The organism is Cupriavidus sp. IDO (assembly GCF_000812465.1).
Lineage (GTDB): Bacteria > Pseudomonadota > Gammaproteobacteria > Burkholderiales > Burkholderiaceae > Cupriavidus.
The window spans coordinates 69,149-84,648 of record NZ_JWMA01000033.1; the positions used below are offsets into that span (position 1 = coordinate 69,149).

Below are 15,500 nucleotides of genomic sequence, written 5' to 3' on the forward strand. Positions count from 1 at the left end.
GCGCAGGCATGGCCACCAGGCCGATAGCTACGCCGACCTGAAGGCCGCGCTTGGCCAGAATCCATAGCAGATTGCCTGCCACTTGCTGGCGTCAGGCGGCCTCCGGATGGAGCACGCTCGCCGCGCTGGACAGGTTTGCGTAGAGCGTGAGCCAACGCTGTGCAACCGCTTCGATTGAGAACGACGACAGCACGCGATCGCGCCGTTCAGCGGCCTGTGTCGGTGTCCCGCGTCCTGCATGCAGCGCGGCGGCGAGGGCATTGGTGAGTGCCGTCACATCGCCTCGTGGGACGATGGTGCCCTGGCCGCGTAGCACTTCGGCCACGCCCGGGGCATCGGTCGCTACGACCGGGCATCCGCAGGCGAGCGCCTCGACCAGAACCATCGGCAGGCCCTCGATGTTCGACGAGAGCACGAATGCATCGGCAGCATTGAGCAAGGCGGGGATGTCGTCGCGCGGGCCCAGTAGCGTAATGCGTGGGGCCAGGCCATGCGCGCTGATCTGGTTGGCCAGTGCGTGGCGGAGTGCGCCGCCGCCGGCGATCAGCAAGTGCGCAGGCATGGAGGCATCCAATTGCCCGAACGCGCGGATCAGCAGATCTTGCGCCTTCTCCGGCGCCAGCCGTCCCACATTGAGCACCAGCCTCGTATCGTCTGTGATGCCCAGGCGTTCGCGTGCGGTTATGCGCAACGCCGGCTCCGGGCGGAAGCGGCAAACGTCGATGCCATTCGGTATCACAACGATGCGGTCGTCCGGCACTCCGCCGGCTGCGATCATGCCGCTGCGGCCGTCGGCGCTGACGTGCGTGGTCAGGTCTGTCCACCGATCGGTCAGCCGATATGCCAGCATGCGCATACGCCCGCCCTCCCGGAAGCTATGGGCGGTACAAACCAGCGGCGGGCAACGGACGATGCGGGTAAGCAGGCGGGCAAACAGGTTGGCATGCACCATATGCGCATGGATGACGTCCGGGTGCCATGCCTTGATCAGCACGCGCGCCCGCAACAGGGCCCGTGCCATGTCCATGGGCGTTTTGCACATGTTCAGTTCGACCAGGCATGCGTCTGCTGGCAAGTCGATTTCCTTGCCGGACGACAGGCTCAGAATGGTCACGGCGTGTCCCAGCGCAAGGAAAGCGCGTGCCAGCGCGGCTACCTGGAGTTCGGCACCGCCCACCTTCAATCCGGTAGTAACCAGGAGGATCCGCATTGGCGCGATATCGCCGACGTTGGTCGATGCCATCACCGCGCCCCATACCCCGTCAATAACGTCCGCACCGTCTTCACCGCGATCAGCAGATCCAGCGCAAACGAGCAATGCTTGACGTAATACAAGTCATAGCTCAGCTTGGTCACCGTTTCCTCATGCGTGCCGACATACCCCTGCTGCACCTGCGCCCACCCCGACAATCCCGGCCGGACTAAATGGCGGTACGGATAGTACGGAATCGTCCCTGAAAACTCCTCGACCATCGGCGCCTGCTCCGGCCGCGGTCCGATCAGGCTCATATGCCCGACCAGCACGTTCCATAGCTGCGGAGTTTCGTCGATGCGGTATTTGCGGATGATCCGGCCAACCTTGGTGACGCGCGGGTCCTGGCGTGCGGCGAACTGCGCCGTGGTGCTGGGATCCACGCCCATGCTGCGGAACTTCAGCATGACAAATGGCTTGCCAAAGAGGCCGACTCGTTCCTGGCGGAAGATGGCCCGGCCAGGCGTTTCCAGTCGGATCGCAAGTACGACGGCAAGGCCGACTGGCACAACGAACGGCGCCAGGCAGACGACAGCTGCGATATCGACGGCGCGCTTGAGGTAGCCGTAGAGGTAATGCGCCGCGTAGTCATCAAGAAAATTCTCGTCGATATGCGCAAGCCCGACGCGGCCCGTAAGCATCTCGCCGACGCGTTCCACCGAGTACATGCGCACGTGGCTCATCTTGTACTGGGCCAGTTGTCGGGTGCGCTCGGGATCGGCGGTGGTGCTGCGGTCGACCATCAGGCCGTCGCAGTGCCTGGCGTCTTCCAGCGAGCCGATTGGCTCGAAGCGTGTAGGCGAGGGAGGCGCGGCACCTGGCATTGCCAGGATGGACTCGAGTTGTTCCAGCGTATGCGGATCGGTGTAGCCAAACAGCGGCACGTAGTTCTGCACGTAGCGGCGATATCCGATCCAGATCCACGCGAGCGTGGTCACGTAGCTCAGCAGAAGGGCGCCGCGGGAGTACTCGATGTGAAATGCGGCAAAGACGAAGAGCAACGCGACAAACGGGAAGGTTGACGCAAGCCCGGCCAGGCTGTTGCCCTCCATTGCCGGCAAATGCAGCGACCGGTGTAGCATCAAGAAGGCGAACAGGTAGGGGACGATGGACCACAGTAGCGTTCGCGTGAACACGTAGGTCACGACACCGGCATGGTGTGCGACCTCGGCCAGCACGGTGTTGATGCCGAACAGCAACAAGCCTAGGCAGGCCCAGCCTAGCATCCTGCTCACGCGGCGGACGGTCTCCGAGCCGGCAATATGCATGCCGGTTGCGTGGCGGCGCAGGGGTTCGCTCTTGATGATTTCGGTCATGTCTGCATCCGTGCTGCGCGGGGCTTGTCGTCCAGGGCGTCCTGATATACGGCCCATGTGGCCCGCGTCATGCGATCCAGGCCGTAATGCTGTTCCCATCGATTGCGTGCAGCATTGCCCAATGCTGTACGCCAGCTGGCATCAGAGGCCAGGCGCGACAGTGCTTCGGCAAGCGTGGCCTCGTCGTTACGTTCCAGCAGCACGCCGCAACGGCCGTTGTCGAGCTGCTCGCGGATGCCGGGCAGGTCCGATGCAATGACCGGCAGGCCTGCACGCATAGCTTCCAGCACGGATAGCGGGAAGCCTTCATGATCGGAGGTGAGGACGAAGATCTGGGCAGTCAACAATAAGTTAGGGACGTCGCCGATGCCGCCGGTGAAGCGGACCCGCCCCGGAGCAACCTGGTCTGCCAGTTGCTGCATGGCGGAGCGCCTGGGGCCGTCTCCTGTGATCACTAGTTCGCACGCTGGCAAGCTCGCTTGCGCGAAGGCGCGGATCACCAGGTCAGGACGCTTCGGCGCGGCAAGACGGGCGACCATGACGATCCTTTGCACGGGTGCCTCTGGTCGTGCGCGCGCGTTCGTGTCGGCAATGCCATTCGGAATCACGGCAATATGCCGCGCCCGAATTGGCAGTGTCCGGGCCAGGTGCTTCTCAGCCTCGGCTACGCAGATCATGCGCGCGGTCAGCGGCGCTAGCAGCCACTCGGCAATGCGTGCGGCGACGCGCTGCCGCGCGGGAGCTTCGGGCTTGAACGCGAAGCCGTGCACGGTATAGATCACAGGGATGCCAAGCAGGAAGCCCGCAATCCTGCCCAGCGCTCCGGCCTTGGCACTGTGGGCATGGATAAGGTCCGGCGCGGCCTGTCGCAGGGCCAGCAGCAACTCGCGCAGGGCCGTCAATGCACGGGCTGGCGAGAGGGTGTTGTCTAGCTGTTGCAGCCGGATGACGGGGATGCCGGCGCGTTGTGCGATGTCAAGAAGCGGTCCGTCCCCGCCGGCCAGTAGTACCATGTCGGCCTGGCCGTTTGCCGATTGCAGCAAATCCGCCACATGCGACTGTGCGCCGCCGATCTCCGAATTGGTAATCAAGCAGGCTACGCGCGGCCGGTTGGTGGTCTGGGTGTTGGATGGCAAGGGTGAGAGCGCAATCGCTGGCGCGGATGACGGCTGGCAGTGGCGAACCGGGCCGGCTTCAGGTAGTGAGCCGCTATGTGGGTGGCAAGAACAGTGGCCACCGTTCCCAAAGCGGCGATTATACCGCCCGCCCGCCGTGCAATCCGGCAAAATACCTCCTTCGGCACGCAGTGGTTGACCCTTGGGGGCGCGCGGCTGAGCCATTACTTCAGGAATCCCCATGAGACTTGATCCCTCCATCTTCAAAGCCTATGACATCCGCGGCATCGTCGGCAAAACCCTAACCAGCGACGTGGCCCGCCAGATCGGCCTTTCGTTCGGTTCGGCTGCTGCGGAAGCCGGCGAAAAGGCCGTCGTAGTCGGCCGCGACGGCCGCCTCTCCGGCCCTGACCTCATCGGCGGCCTGGTCGAAGGCCTCCGTGCCGCCGGCATGGACGTGATCGACCTGGGCATGGTCGCCACGCCGATGGTCTACTTTGGGACCAATGTCGAGCTGGATGGCGTGAAAGCCACTTCCGGCATCATGGTCACCGGCAGCCACAACCCGCCCGACTACAACGGCTTCAAGATGGTGCTGGCGGGCAAGGCGATCTACGGCGAGCAGATTCAGGCGCTGCGTCAGCGGATCGAGGCCGGCAACTTCACAAGTGGAGCCGGATCCTACCGGGAAGTGGATGTGCGTCAGCAGTATCTCGACCGCATCATCGGCGATGTGAAGCTGGCACGCCCCATGAAGATCGCGCTGGACGCCGGCAACGGCGTCGCCGGTGCCTTTGTGGGCGACCTGTTCCGTGGCCTGGGCTGCGAGGTGACCGAGCTGTTCTGCGAGGTCGACGGCCATTTCCCCAACCATCATCCGGACCCGGCCCACGTCGAGAACCTGCAGGACCTGATGAAGTGCCTGCGCGAGACCGATTGCGAGCTGGGCCTGGCCTTTGATGGCGACGGCGACCGCCTCGGCGTGGTGACCAAGGACGGCCAGGTGATCTTCCCGGATCGCCAGCTGATGCTTTTTGCCGAGGAGATCCTGTCGCGCAACCCCGGCGCGCAGGTGATCTACGACGTCAAGTGCACGGGCAAGCTAGCCCCGTGGATTCGCCAGCATGGCGGCGAGCCCCTGATGTGGAAGACCGGCCATTCGCTGGTGAAGGCCAAGCTCAAGGAGACCGGCGCGCCGATCGCCGGCGAGATGAGCGGGCACGTGTTCTTCAAGGATCGCTGGTACGGTTTTGACGACGGCTTGTACACTGGCGCGCGCCTGCTGGAAATCCTGTCGCGCCACGCCGGCCCGAGCGCGGTGCTGAATGCGCTGCCGAACGCCAACAACACGCCCGAGCTGCAGCTCAAGTGCGCCGAGGGCGAGCCGTTCACGCTTCTGGACAAGATCAGGGCCAACGCGAAGTTCGAGGGCGCTCGTGAAGTCATCACCATCGACGGCGTGCGTGTCGAGTACGCCGATGGCTTCGGTCTGGCCCGTCCGTCCAATACCACCCCGGTGGTGGTGATGCGGTTCGAGGCGGACAACGACGCCGCGCTGGCGCGGATCCAGGCTGAATTCAAACGTGTGATCCTGGCCGAGAAACCGGATGCTCAGCTCCCGTTCTGAGCGCGTGGCGGTGCCGCAGGCATCGGCGGGGACGACCGGGATTGTCCAGTCCGCACCGCTGGTCGCGCCGTTCCCGCTGCCCGATAAGCCGCGGATCCTGCTGGTGAAGGTTTCCTCGCTGGGCGATGTGGTGCACAACATGCCGCTGGTGCATGACCTGCGCGCGCGCTGGCCGGGTGCCGAGATCGACTGGGTGGTGGAGGAGGGCTACGTCGACCTGGTGCGTCTGCTGCCGCAAGTGCGGCGCGTCCTCCCGTTTGCGCTGCGGCGCTGGCGCAAGCGTCTCTACCAGCCCGCTGTCTGGCAGGAAATGGGTGCGTTGCGCGACGCCTTGCGCCGGGACAGCTATGACGCGGTCATCGAAAGCCAGGGCTTGCTGAAGACTGCGGTGGTGGCGCGCGTGGCCAGGCGTACGGCGGATGCGCCGATTATCGGGCTGGGCAATGCGACGCAAGGCTCGGGCTACGAGCCCGCGGCGCGGCTGCTCTACACCGCGCCGGTGCGGGTGCCGCGCCAGACCCACTCGGTGCGGCGTTCGCGGCTGCTGGGTGCGGCGCTGACCGGTGTCGAGCCGGCCGAGCCCCCGCAGTTCTTCGGCTCGGTTGCGCAGACACTGCATGTGGACGATCCGATCTGGGCCGCGCTGCCTGCGCGCTACGCCGTGTGTTTCCACGCGACGGCTGGCGCAAAGAAGAAGTGGCCGGTATCCAGCTGGCATGCACTCGGACGCCAGCTTCAGGCTGAAGGCCTGACCATGCTGCTGCCCTGGGGCAACGAAGCGGAGCGTCGCGCCGCCGAGGAGATCGCCGCAGGTGTGCCACAGGCGCAGGTACTGCCGCGCTTCTCGGTCATGCAGGGCTTTGGCCTGATCAATCGTGCCGAGGTGGTCATCGGTGTCGATACCGGCCTCGTCCATATCGCCGCGGCCCTGTGCCGGCCTACCGTGGAAATCTATACCGCGACCTGGCGCTGGAAGACCGAGGGCTACTGGTCCGAGCGCATTGCCAACGTCGGCGATGACGGCGTGGTGCCGTCAGTCGGGGAAGTCTATGAGGCGGCCTGCCGCGTACGCGGGGTGGGGCGCTAATGCTGCGTTTTGTGTATAGCCTGCTGTGGCTGGTGGCGCTGCCAGCCGCGCTGCTGCGCCTCGTCTGGCGCGCGCGCAAGGAGCCGGGCTACCTCGAGCATGTCGGCGAGCGCCTTGGCGCCTATGGGCATCTGCCGGCAGCCGGGCCGTGGCTGTGGGTGCATGCGGTTTCCGTCGGCGAGACGCGTGCCGCGCAGCCGCTGATCGAAGCGCTGCTGGCTGCTTATCCCGGTCATCGGCTGCTCCTGACGCATATGACGCCGACCGGCCGCCAGACCGGTGCTCAACTGTTCGGCAAGGAGCCTCGCATCATGCAGTGCTACCTGCCCTATGACCTGCCCTGGCTGGTGAGCCGCTTCTTGCGCTACTTCCGGCCCGCGGGCGGAATGCTGATGGAAACCGAGGTGTGGCCCAACCTCGTACATGGCGCTCGCCGCGCGGGCGTGCCGCTGTTCCTGGTCAATGCCCGGCTGTCGCCGCGCAGCTTCCGCCGCACCGCCCGCTTCGGGCGCGCCGCCGCAGCCATGTATGGCGACTTCGCCGGCATGCTGGCGCAGACGGTGGGCGATGCCGAACGCTTCGAGGCGTTGGGCGTGGCAGCGGTGCAGGTCACCGGCAACCTGAAGTTCGACATGCAGCCAGCCCCGGCCAGCGTGGAGCGGGGCAAACGATTGCGTCAGGCATTTGGCGAGCGCGCCGTGCTGGCGGCTGCCAGTACCCGTGAAGGCGAAGAGCCGCTGCTGCTGGATGCCTTCTCGCGCTGGCAGCAGTTGTCCGGCAATACCCCAAGGCCAGCCCTGTTGCTGATACCGCGTCATCCGCAGCGTTTCGATGAAGTTGCGGCGATGGCTGCGCGGGCCGGCTTCACCGTGCAGCGACGCAGCGAGCTGGACATCGACCAGCTGTCCGCGCCGGTCACGGCCGATGTGGTGCTCGGCGATTCGATGGGCGAGATGGCGATGTACTTCGCCGCTTCCGACCTCGCCTTTATCGGCGGGAGCCTGATGCCGCTGGGCGGGCAGAACCTGATCGAGTCCTGCGCGGTCGGCACGCCGGTGCTGATCGGCCCGCACACCTTCAACTTCGCGCAGGCCACGGAAGACGCCATTGCGGCCGGCGCCTGCCTGCGGGTAGCCGATGCCGAAGACCTGGTCAGGACGGCGTCGAAGGTGCTGTCGAACTCCGCCTCGCTGGCTGACATGCGCGCCCACGCGCATACCTTCGCTGGCCTGCATCGCGGCGCGACAGTGCGCACGCTGGCGGCGCTGGCGCAGGCACTTGGGACCTGAGAGGGGCGCCCTGCGAAGCCGCTAGCCCTCGGGACAGGTGACCGTCAGGAAGGGTCCGCCGTGCGCCTGGCTTCCGCGTTCGCAGGAGCTCTCAGCAGAGCGTCCCACCGGGCGGCAATCTGTTCCAGGGCAAAGTCGCCGGCTCTTCTTCTGGCCGCGGCGCCAAGGCGACTGGCGTCTTCCGGCTGGTTGATCACCCGCAACAGGGCATCCGCAAGCGCATCAGGGTTGTCGGTCGGCACGACCAGCGCATCCTGGTCAGGTGTGAGCAACTCTCGCGGTCCCGTCTCGCAATCTGTCGACACGATCGGCAGGCCGAATGCCATCGCTTCGATCAGCACCAGGCCAAAGCCTTCATAGCGGGAGCTCAGGCAGAAGACCGAGGCGCGCGCATAGGACTGCGTCACGTCAAGGCAGACCCCGGGCATGCTGACGCGGTCGCTCAGCCCCAATTGGCCAACCAGTGCAGCAAGAGCGTTGCGCTCCTCGCCTTCGCCATGGATGACCAGTTCCCATTCCGGCACCCGCGCCGCCACTTTCTGCCAGGCGCGCAGCAGCACGTCGAAGCCTTTTGCCGCGACCAGCCGGCCCATGGCGAGAACCGTCTTGCCCGTACGCGCCGATGGTGCAGCGGGCATGGGGAAGGGGAGTGGATTCGGGATGCAGACGACTTCGCTGCGGGGCTGCAGGGCTTCGATCCACCGCCGGCGATCGCGCTCCGTCAAGACCACGACCTGCCTGCAAAAGCGCGCGGCAAGACGCCGGGCCAATTTGCGCGCGGGCCTTCCGAGATCCTCGTCGAAGTGGCAATGCTCCCAGGCAATGTGGTGCACGCCGAGTCCGATGCTCGCCGGCAGTACGAACAACGCCAGCATGGTGTCGACCTGTATCAGCACATCGATCTGGTGCCTGACGCAATGACGGCGAATGCCGGCAACGGTGGCGAAATACGCGCGCTTGAACGAAGGGCGATGTGCGAACAAGGCTTCATGCTGAATGTTCGGATGCAGCGGGAAGCAGCTGGCCGTATCGAACAAGGTCAGGATGGTGACGTTATGGCCGAGTCCGGCAAGCGCATTGGCGACGGTAGCCGTCATTCGCTCGGCGCCGGCCATGACATTGAGCGTGCCGGTAAGAAGGCAGATATTGCGGCCCGCTGTCATGCGTTGACCTCCCGTGCTGCCGCGGCGCTGCGCCCTTCGCGCAGCCAGACACCGAGTCCGAACAGGACGGAAAGCAGGTTCGCGACTGCATAGCCAAGGATCGCGCCATACGCGCCAAGCACCGGTATCGCGACAATATCGATCGCAATGGTGACGACGAACACCAGTCCCCACTTGATGGCAACCAGTCGGGGCCGGCGCAGGTAGACGGGTAACAGAGTCAGGGCGACATCGGCAAAGATGAGCATCGATGCCATGGCCGTCAATTGCAGCAGGCCGGCGGCGGAGGCAAACGCCGAGCCATAGAGCAGGTGAACGATCCAGTGGGCGCTGAGGGCAATTGCAAGCGCGCCCACTGCACCTACGATCGTCATGCCCGCGACAATCTTCATGATGTTACGCCGGGCCTGGGCCAATGAGGGCTGCGCATAGACATAGATCGGGGCGATGCCTGCGCAGAGGATGGTGGCAACCACCACGTAGTTGTCCAGAATCTGCATCGACGCCGCGTAGGCGCCGAACTCGCCAAGCGGTACCAACGGCTTGAGTAGCAACTGGTCGAGACGGCGGGAGCTCATCATTAGCACGAAGCTCACCCAGAAGAGGGCGCCATTGTTGAGCAGCTCCCGGATCAGCGTCGCATCCATGGCGACGCGGGTACGCGGCGCGCGGCCCAGGTAGTAGTGGCCCAGCAGCACCGACGAGAGCGCGGTTTCAAGCACAATGGCTGCGGCATAGGCCGGCACGCTTTGTACCCCGAGCCAGAAAAGCAGCGCCACACAACCCGCCTTGACGGCCAGCGAGGCCAGGCTGACGAGCGCATTGGGCCGGGTGCGCGTATGCGCCTGCATCCAGGCCGTAATGACGCCGAACGGTTCGCGCAGCAGCACGGCCAGGCCAAGGATCATCGATGGCACCCAGAATTCTGGGCCCTGGCGGGAGGCCAGCATGAACCCGCCGATCAGCAGGTAGGCGAGCACGCCGGCTGCAAAGCGCAAGCCAAAGCCGTGCATCAGCAACCGGTGCTGGGCGGTGGGGTCGGGATTGGCGACGAGCCTCGGAACGATGACCTCGCTACCGCAGATCAGCACGAGCGAGGCGGCGATATAGACCACCGCCTGCGCATACTGGAAATGGGCGAAGCCTTCCGGCCCCATGCCGCGTGCCAGCATGGCTACGATGCCGATGCCGCCCGCCACCTGGAGGCCGCGCTCGATCAGCATCCAGGCAAGATTGCCGGCAACCTTCCGTCTTGTCACGCCGGCTCCGTGCCGCAGACCTCCACCTTCACGCACGCCGTGGCGGCGACGTAGAAGACAGGTGTTGTATTCGTGACGGTAGCAGGAGTGCTGGCGGTCAGATGGGCGGACACCATAGGGGGTGAATGATTCGCGACCGCCACTTTCTCACAAATTGGTACATTTGCCAAAGTCGATGCGCAGCTGGCGCTGGCGGGCTGGCCAGTTGGATGGGGCGTAGCCGACATATATGGGTGGCATTCTGTCGGCGGGGCGGGTTCGGGTGGCAGCGGCTGAAGGCGAAGCCGCATAGGCCAGCAGCGTAGGGGCGTCGCCCCTTTTCAGCGTCACTGCGTTCCCGCCTCCTCAGGAACTCCAGTGGTTGACTGCACTGTAGGGTATTGGCGGACCAGCGCGTCCTTTCTGTGGTGTCGGGAGTCCTGGCTCAATGGGCCGCCTGTGCTGCCAACGTATCCTTGCGTGCCACAATGTAGGCAAAACATACAGACATGACAAGGCTGTAGAAGGCATTGATCAATGTCGTGGCGAACATGACCTCGGTAAGGCCGAAGACCATAAAGCCGCAGCACAGGGCCAGTCCCATGGCGCTAGCAACCTGCGTATCCCGGTCTTCGCTGCGAAGGTGGCGGAGGAAGAATGCGGCTGGTACGAGATATAGTGCGAGGATCGCCAATAGACCCGGGGCTCCGAGAGTGGCTGCGGCGTGCAGGATGTCGTTGTGGGCGTGCGGCAACGTGGCTGCCACGGGTGTAACTACGTGCTGTACCGCCAGGGCTTGTAACTCCTGTGGGAAGTTGTCTGGCCCCACGCCAGTCCAAGGATGGGCCTGCAACATCTTGAGCGATGCTCGCCACAACTGAAGCCGTATCCCGGTTGACGTGTCCAGTGTTACATGGTGAGCAAATTTAGACAATTCAGATACAACCTCTGTCGTGCGCTGCTGCACGCGGGTGCTCCCAAACCACGTGAGCGTCATGAGGCCAGCCAGTCCGACCATGACCCCAGCCTTGTGCATCCGTGTCAACCGACGCGATGCGGCCAGCGCAATGAGCGCCAGCACTGGGATGGCGAGCCAGCCGCCACGCGTGCCGCTCATGTATGAGGCGTACAGGCCCGCAAGAGCGGCCAGCAGTTTCAAGCCTGACTGCAGATACTCTCCGGAGCGATTCCACCCGATAGAAATCAGTGCCAGCATCCCCATCAGCAAGGCGAGATTGCCGAAGGGGATGACATTGGAGAACCCGACATGGCTCGGCCGGCCGGCAGCGGCTACCTCATGAAGCCAGACGGCAGACATGAGCGCACTGGCTACAAAGCCCCACTGGACGCTCCGTATGCCGCTGGGGCCCAGCCGCACCATGCCAATGGTCAGCGGAATGAACATGGCAAAGCGCAGGTAGAGATATGGGACATGCGGCGCCTCCACCTGCGTCAGCAGTTGCTGCAGCAGCACTGCAAGCGGCAGCGCCGCCATGGCCAGCATGAACGGCCAGTATCGGCGCAGCAGCGCGCCACATTCCGCCAGGCCCGCGCGTCCGGCGGCAACGATGGCGCAGGCGCTCCAACCAAGCAGGAGTCCATAACAGGTATTGCTGAGCGTCGGCTGGACAAACATCAGCGCTGGGAATACAGCCAGGACGGCGCAGGCGGCCAGGTATAGGGCTTTGTCGATCCCGTGAGATTGGGATCTCTGCAATCTCGTCATCAAGAGCATGGTGGAGGAGCATTCCGATGGAAGGGCTTGTGCACCCCGGGGTGTGCCGTTCCATCCTTCATTGTTGTCACCGCCTTTGCGGCGCCGGAGCCCTTCGGCCAGTTGCTGCGCCAGGCCGGGCGATTATATCGGATGGCCGTGGTGGTATTTCGGGATAACCCACATCCTAGCCGTCTGATCAGGTAGAGGCGTTACAGGATGTATGTGTTGTTTTCGTTGCTTTGGTGGTGACGGTGGGCAGCCGCTTGCTAAGCTGATATTCCCCCGGGGGGTGTGCACTTTCCGGCGGGCACTCTGTCTACCAATTGCACAAGCCATGCGACCGCCCTTTACGTGGCACATTACAGGAGTTCTTCATGCACAGCCGCACCCGCTTGTTTCCCTTCGCTTTGGCTGCCCGCGGCGCGGCTGCTTTGATGGTGGTAAGCGCACTGAGTGCCTGCACGACTGCCCCGGCACCGGACCTGCCCTCCGCCGGCGCCACCCTGAACCAAACCCAACCCTCCGGCCCCAGCCGCTGGGAACTGGTGCGCTGGCAGCAGGCCGACGGCACGCTGCGCGATATCCCGCATGGTGACAACGGGCAGCCGGTCATCTTCGAATTCAATGGCGGCATCGATGCCGCGCAAGGCACCGTCAGCGGCACCAGCGGCTGCAACCGCTTCACCGGCGGCTATGGCAAGACCGATACCGGCATCCGTTTCGACCGGATTGCGGGCACGCGCATGGCCTGCCCGCTGCCCCGCATGGAGCTGGAATCGGCGTTGCTCAAGGCCATGCAGTCGCCGTTCGTGACGGTTGGCACGCAGCCGTCGGCCGGGAGCACGGGCCGGCAGATCATCTGGAAGACTGCGGACGCCGACTTGCTCCAGTTTGTCGAGCGCGAAGGCGTGGGTCAGCGCGGGGCGCGTGTCGAGGCTGCTTCCGGCGTTGAGAAGATCGTCTATATCGATTCCCAACGGGTGGAGTGCAGCGGCGCCGGCAAGATGACCTGCTACCGCTGGCGCGAATCCCCCGATGCTCCGTGGCAGCTCTGGTACGGTCCGATCGAAGGCTTGGACTTCGAACCTGGCGTCGCCTACAAGCTGCGCGTACGTGAGTACCAGGTGCCGAATCCGCCGGCCGATGCTTCGTCGATCCGCTGGCAGCTGCTGAATGTGGAGTCGAGGACGCGGGCGAAGTAGCCTGCCAGGCAGCAAGCACGGCGGCCGCGTTACCAGCGGTGCTGGTACATCGCCGTCAGCGTGATGCCGGCGGCCGGCAGGCGGCTGGTGTTGTTGCTGTTGCGCATGAGCTGGCTGTACAGCGGGTAGTAGTAGCGGTTGAACAGGTTCTCGATCCCCACGGTGACCGTGTCCTTCTTGCTGACCTGGTAGCGGCTGATCAGGTCGACCGTGGTGTAGCTGCTGACATCGCGCCGTCCGAAGCTATTCTGGTCGTTGAGCCGGTAGTCGCGGGCGCCGTAGTAGGTCACCTGCAGGCGGTTGCTCCACTGGCTGAGCGGCCGGTACTGGACGTAGGCGGTCAGCTTCAGCGGCGGAATGCGGTAGCCCGTCATGTTCTGGAAGCTGCTGCTGCCCTGGGGCTGCTCGCGGCCGTTGATCCAGGTGAAGGTGCCGCCGGCCCCCCACATCTCGCTGTCGCTAAGGTAGTCAGCGGAAGCTTCCACGCCCGCGATGTTCTCCCTGGTGCGGGTCAGGATCAGGCCGTTGTTGAAGCTCTGCACATCCCCCAGTTGCGAGGTGGTGTAGAAGACGGCGAGGGTTGCCAGCGTATTGCCGAACGCGCCGCGCCAGCCAATCTCATAGTTGTTGGTCTTGACCGGCTCCAGGCTGGACGAATTGATGTCGAAGCCCGGGCGCGCATTGCGGATCTGCAGGCCGATATCGGGCAACTGGAAGCCCTGGCCGAACGAGGCGTAGAACTCATGGCCTTTCACCGGCGAATAGGCGCCGCCGAGGTTGAACAGCCAGGCGCCGTAGTTGACCGTGCCGCCCTTGACCGCGACGGGGTTGCTGACCTTCGACTGCGACAGCGGCACGAAGTCATCGAAGCTGGCATTGGCGCGCTCATAGCGCACGCCGCCTTCCATCGACCACTGCTCGCTGAACTTGTGCTGAAGCTGGCCGAAGATCCCGCCGCTGCGGGTGGTCAGCGGCGGCATATAGGTCAGCGAGCCGGTCTTGTTGATAACCAGGCCGCCGCTCTGCTCGTAGGCCTTCGGGTCGAACACGTCGAGCGGCATGTCGCTGCGCTCCTGGTTGTAGTCCGCGCCCCACAGCAGCTTGGTCTTCTTGTCGGCGCCCAGTGGAGTGCTGATGGTCAGGCGGCCGCCGAAGACGTCGCTGTTCTGGCTGACCTGGTCCACGTTGCCGCCGCGCGTGGCCACCGCACGCGCATCGAACGGCGGGAAGCGGGTGAAGTAGTCGCGGTAGTAGACCTGGGTGGACAGCGTGCTGCCGAACAGGTCCAGGTTCTGGTAGCCGAGGTTGACCACGGTGTTGCGCAGCTCGTTCTGGTCTTCGAGCTGCAGGCCCTTGATCGCCCGCGCCGCCGCGGTGCCGGGCGGCAGCCTGGCCACCAACGGATCGGAGGCATAGTCGGTGTTCTGCCTGGCCTGGTACTGGCTGACGCTGAGTTCGAGGCGCTGCTGGCTGTCGATGCGCCAGCCCAGCTTGCCGCTCACGTTGTAGACGTTGGAATCGAACAGGTCGCCCTGGCTCGGCTCGGGCGCGATGCGGTGGCCGTGGGCGTCATAGGGGCTGCCGATGTGTTGCGCGCCCAGATGGAAAGCGTAGTCGATCGGCCCCTGGCTGCCCGAGAAGTGCTGCTGGACATTGGCGCTCAGGCCATCCTTGCTCAGCTGCGTCAGCGGGGTGCCCAGCGTCACGGTGGTATCCGCGCTGGGCGGGCCGCCGGCGGGACGCGTGGTGATCGCGATAATGCCGCCATTGGCGCCGGCGCCGTAGATGGCACTGCTGCCGCGCATGATTTCGATGCGCTCGATATTGCTCGGGTCGATCGTGGCCAGGTTGCGCGCGGAATCCCGGTTGGTGTTGAGCGGGATGCCGTCCACCAGGATCAGGGTGCCACGGCCGCGCAGCGTCTGGCCGAAATCGGTGACCGTGCGGCTGGAGTCCGCCATGCCGGGAATGAGCTTGCTCAGCATGGTTGCGAGGTTGTTCGAGCCGGCCTTCAGTTCCTCGATTTCGTCGCGCTCCAGCACCGTGACCTGCCGGGTCGGGCTGACAAGGTCGCTCTTGATCCGGTCGACCCGGACTTCCACTGCATTCAGCTCGCCGCCATCTGCGTTTGCCGGCGGCGCGTCAGGCTTCGTTCCCGCGCCCGAAGCGCGCCCCCCACCACTTTGCGAGACGATGGGTACTCCGGTCCCGCCAGATTCGGCATTGACGGCCTGCGCCTCGGAGAGCAGGGGGGTGCCCGCTCCAAGTGCTGCGACGAGGAGTGCGAGCGGACGCGCCCGGCAGCGGCCGGTTGGACCTGCCAGGGTTTCAAAGCTTGTAGCGGTTTGCATGGAGTGAAGCAGATCGGTGTAATGTGCTGTAATAAGTCCATGCAAATGGTAATGGGAAGTATTCGTATTTACAAGAAATTGTGATGCTCTGTGGATATCTGTCACAGATTCCATCTGACTTGTCCTGGCGCATTCGGGGTAGC

The 15,500-nt window shown here is 64.6% G+C and carries 11 protein-coding genes; 4 read left to right on the forward strand and 7 right to left on the reverse strand.

Annotated features, from left to right (window positions below; translation table 11 throughout):
* Positions 1 to 91: 91 nt before the first annotated feature.
* Genes RM96_RS10740 through RM96_RS10750 form a run of 3 tightly spaced genes read right to left on the reverse strand, consistent with a single transcriptional unit; the run spans position 92 to position 3,926 of the window.
* Positions 92 to 1,243, reverse strand: coding sequence for a glycosyltransferase (locus RM96_RS10740; RefSeq protein WP_039010369.1), 1,152 nt, complete (start codon positions 1,241 to 1,243; stop codon positions 92 to 94).
* Positions 1,243 to 2,568: a sugar transferase gene (locus tag RM96_RS10745; RefSeq protein ID WP_052279450.1), complete on the reverse strand. Its 1,326-nt coding sequence runs from the start codon at positions 2,566 to 2,568 to the stop codon at positions 1,243 to 1,245. Before RM96_RS10745 ends, RM96_RS10740 begins: the two co-directional genes overlap by 1 nt.
* Positions 2,565 to 3,926, reverse strand: a complete 1,362-nt coding sequence (locus tag RM96_RS10750) for a glycosyltransferase family 4 protein (RefSeq protein WP_238587222.1) — start codon at positions 3,924 to 3,926, stop codon at positions 2,565 to 2,567. The genes RM96_RS10745 and RM96_RS10750 overlap by 4 nt, the downstream gene beginning before the upstream one ends.
* Here RM96_RS10750 and RM96_RS10755 point away from each other — a divergent pair.
* The 3 genes from RM96_RS10755 to waaA are packed head-to-tail and all read left to right on the forward strand — an operon-like array spanning position 3,925 to position 7,686.
* Positions 3,925 to 5,310, forward strand: coding sequence for a phosphomannomutase/phosphoglucomutase (locus RM96_RS10755; protein ID WP_039010371.1), 1,386 nt, complete (start codon positions 3,925 to 3,927; stop codon positions 5,308 to 5,310). The genes RM96_RS10750 and RM96_RS10755 overlap by 2 nt on opposite strands.
* Positions 5,291 to 6,397, forward strand: coding sequence for a lipopolysaccharide heptosyltransferase I (gene waaC, locus RM96_RS10760; RefSeq protein ID WP_039010373.1), 1,107 nt, complete (start codon positions 5,291 to 5,293; stop codon positions 6,395 to 6,397). The genes RM96_RS10755 and waaC overlap by 20 nt, the downstream gene beginning before the upstream one ends.
* The gene (gene waaA / locus RM96_RS10765; RefSeq protein ID WP_039010374.1) at positions 6,397 to 7,686 is read left to right on the forward strand and encodes a lipid IV(A) 3-deoxy-D-manno-octulosonic acid transferase; all 1,290 of its coding nucleotides are present in this window, start codon (positions 6,397 to 6,399) and stop codon (positions 7,684 to 7,686) included. The genes waaC and waaA overlap by 1 nt, the downstream gene beginning before the upstream one ends.
* A 44-nt stretch (positions 7,687 to 7,730) precedes the next feature.
* Here waaA and RM96_RS10770 read toward each other — a convergent pair whose 3' ends face one another.
* From RM96_RS10770 to RM96_RS10780, 3 genes are all read right to left on the reverse strand, one after another.
* Positions 7,731 to 8,849: a glycosyltransferase family 4 protein gene (locus RM96_RS10770; protein ID WP_039010375.1), complete on the reverse strand. Its 1,119-nt coding sequence runs from the start codon at positions 8,847 to 8,849 to the stop codon at positions 7,731 to 7,733.
* Entirely contained in the window at positions 8,846 to 10,108 is a 1,263-nt protein-coding gene (locus RM96_RS10775) for a lipopolysaccharide biosynthesis protein (RefSeq protein WP_238587224.1), read from the reverse strand. Before RM96_RS10775 ends, RM96_RS10770 begins: the two co-directional genes overlap by 4 nt.
* A gap of 424 nt (positions 10,109 to 10,532) precedes the next feature.
* Positions 10,533 to 11,822, reverse strand: a complete 1,290-nt coding sequence (locus RM96_RS10780) for an O-antigen ligase family protein (RefSeq protein ID WP_039010377.1) — start codon at positions 11,820 to 11,822, stop codon at positions 10,533 to 10,535.
* Positions 11,823 to 12,178: 356 nt separating this feature from the next.
* Here RM96_RS10780 and RM96_RS10785 point away from each other — a divergent pair, with 356 nt between their 5' ends.
* On the forward strand, positions 12,179 to 13,006 hold the full coding sequence (locus tag RM96_RS10785) for an META and DUF4377 domain-containing protein (protein ID WP_039010378.1): 828 nt from the start codon (positions 12,179 to 12,181) through the stop codon (positions 13,004 to 13,006).
* Positions 13,007 to 13,035: 29 nt separating this feature from the next.
* Here RM96_RS10785 and RM96_RS10790 read toward each other — a convergent pair whose 3' ends face one another.
* Positions 13,036 to 15,357, reverse strand: coding sequence for a TonB-dependent receptor (locus tag RM96_RS10790; RefSeq protein ID WP_039010380.1), 2,322 nt, complete (start codon positions 15,355 to 15,357; stop codon positions 13,036 to 13,038).
* Positions 15,358 to 15,500 lie beyond the last annotated feature (143 nt).

Coding starts and splice junctions, on each gene's coding strand:
- RM96_RS10750 (WP_238587222.1), bottom strand. CDS start 3,926: ATGGGGATTCCTGAAGTAATGGCTCAGCCGCGCGCCCCCAAGGGTCAA.
- RM96_RS10790 (WP_039010380.1), bottom strand. CDS start 15,357: ATGCAAACCGCTACAAGCTTTGAAACCCTGGCAGGTCCAACCGGCCGC.
- RM96_RS10770 (WP_039010375.1), bottom strand. CDS start 8,849: ATGACAGCGGGCCGCAATATCTGCCTTCTTACCGGCACGCTCAATGTC.
- RM96_RS10785 (WP_039010378.1), top strand. CDS start 12,179: ATGCACAGCCGCACCCGCTTGTTTCCCTTCGCTTTGGCTGCCCGCGGC.
- RM96_RS10780 (WP_039010377.1), bottom strand. CDS start 11,822: ATGCTCTTGATGACGAGATTGCAGAGATCCCAATCTCACGGGATCGAC.
- RM96_RS10745 (WP_052279450.1), bottom strand. CDS start 2,568: ATGACCGAAATCATCAAGAGCGAACCCCTGCGCCGCCACGCAACCGGC.
- RM96_RS10740 (WP_039010369.1), bottom strand. CDS start 1,243: ATGGCATCGACCAACGTCGGCGATATCGCGCCAATGCGGATCCTCCTG.
- waaA (WP_039010374.1), top strand. CDS start 6,397: ATGCTGCGTTTTGTGTATAGCCTGCTGTGGCTGGTGGCGCTGCCAGCC.
- waaC (WP_039010373.1), top strand. CDS start 5,291: ATGCTCAGCTCCCGTTCTGAGCGCGTGGCGGTGCCGCAGGCATCGGCG.
- RM96_RS10755 (WP_039010371.1), top strand. CDS start 3,925: ATGAGACTTGATCCCTCCATCTTCAAAGCCTATGACATCCGCGGCATC.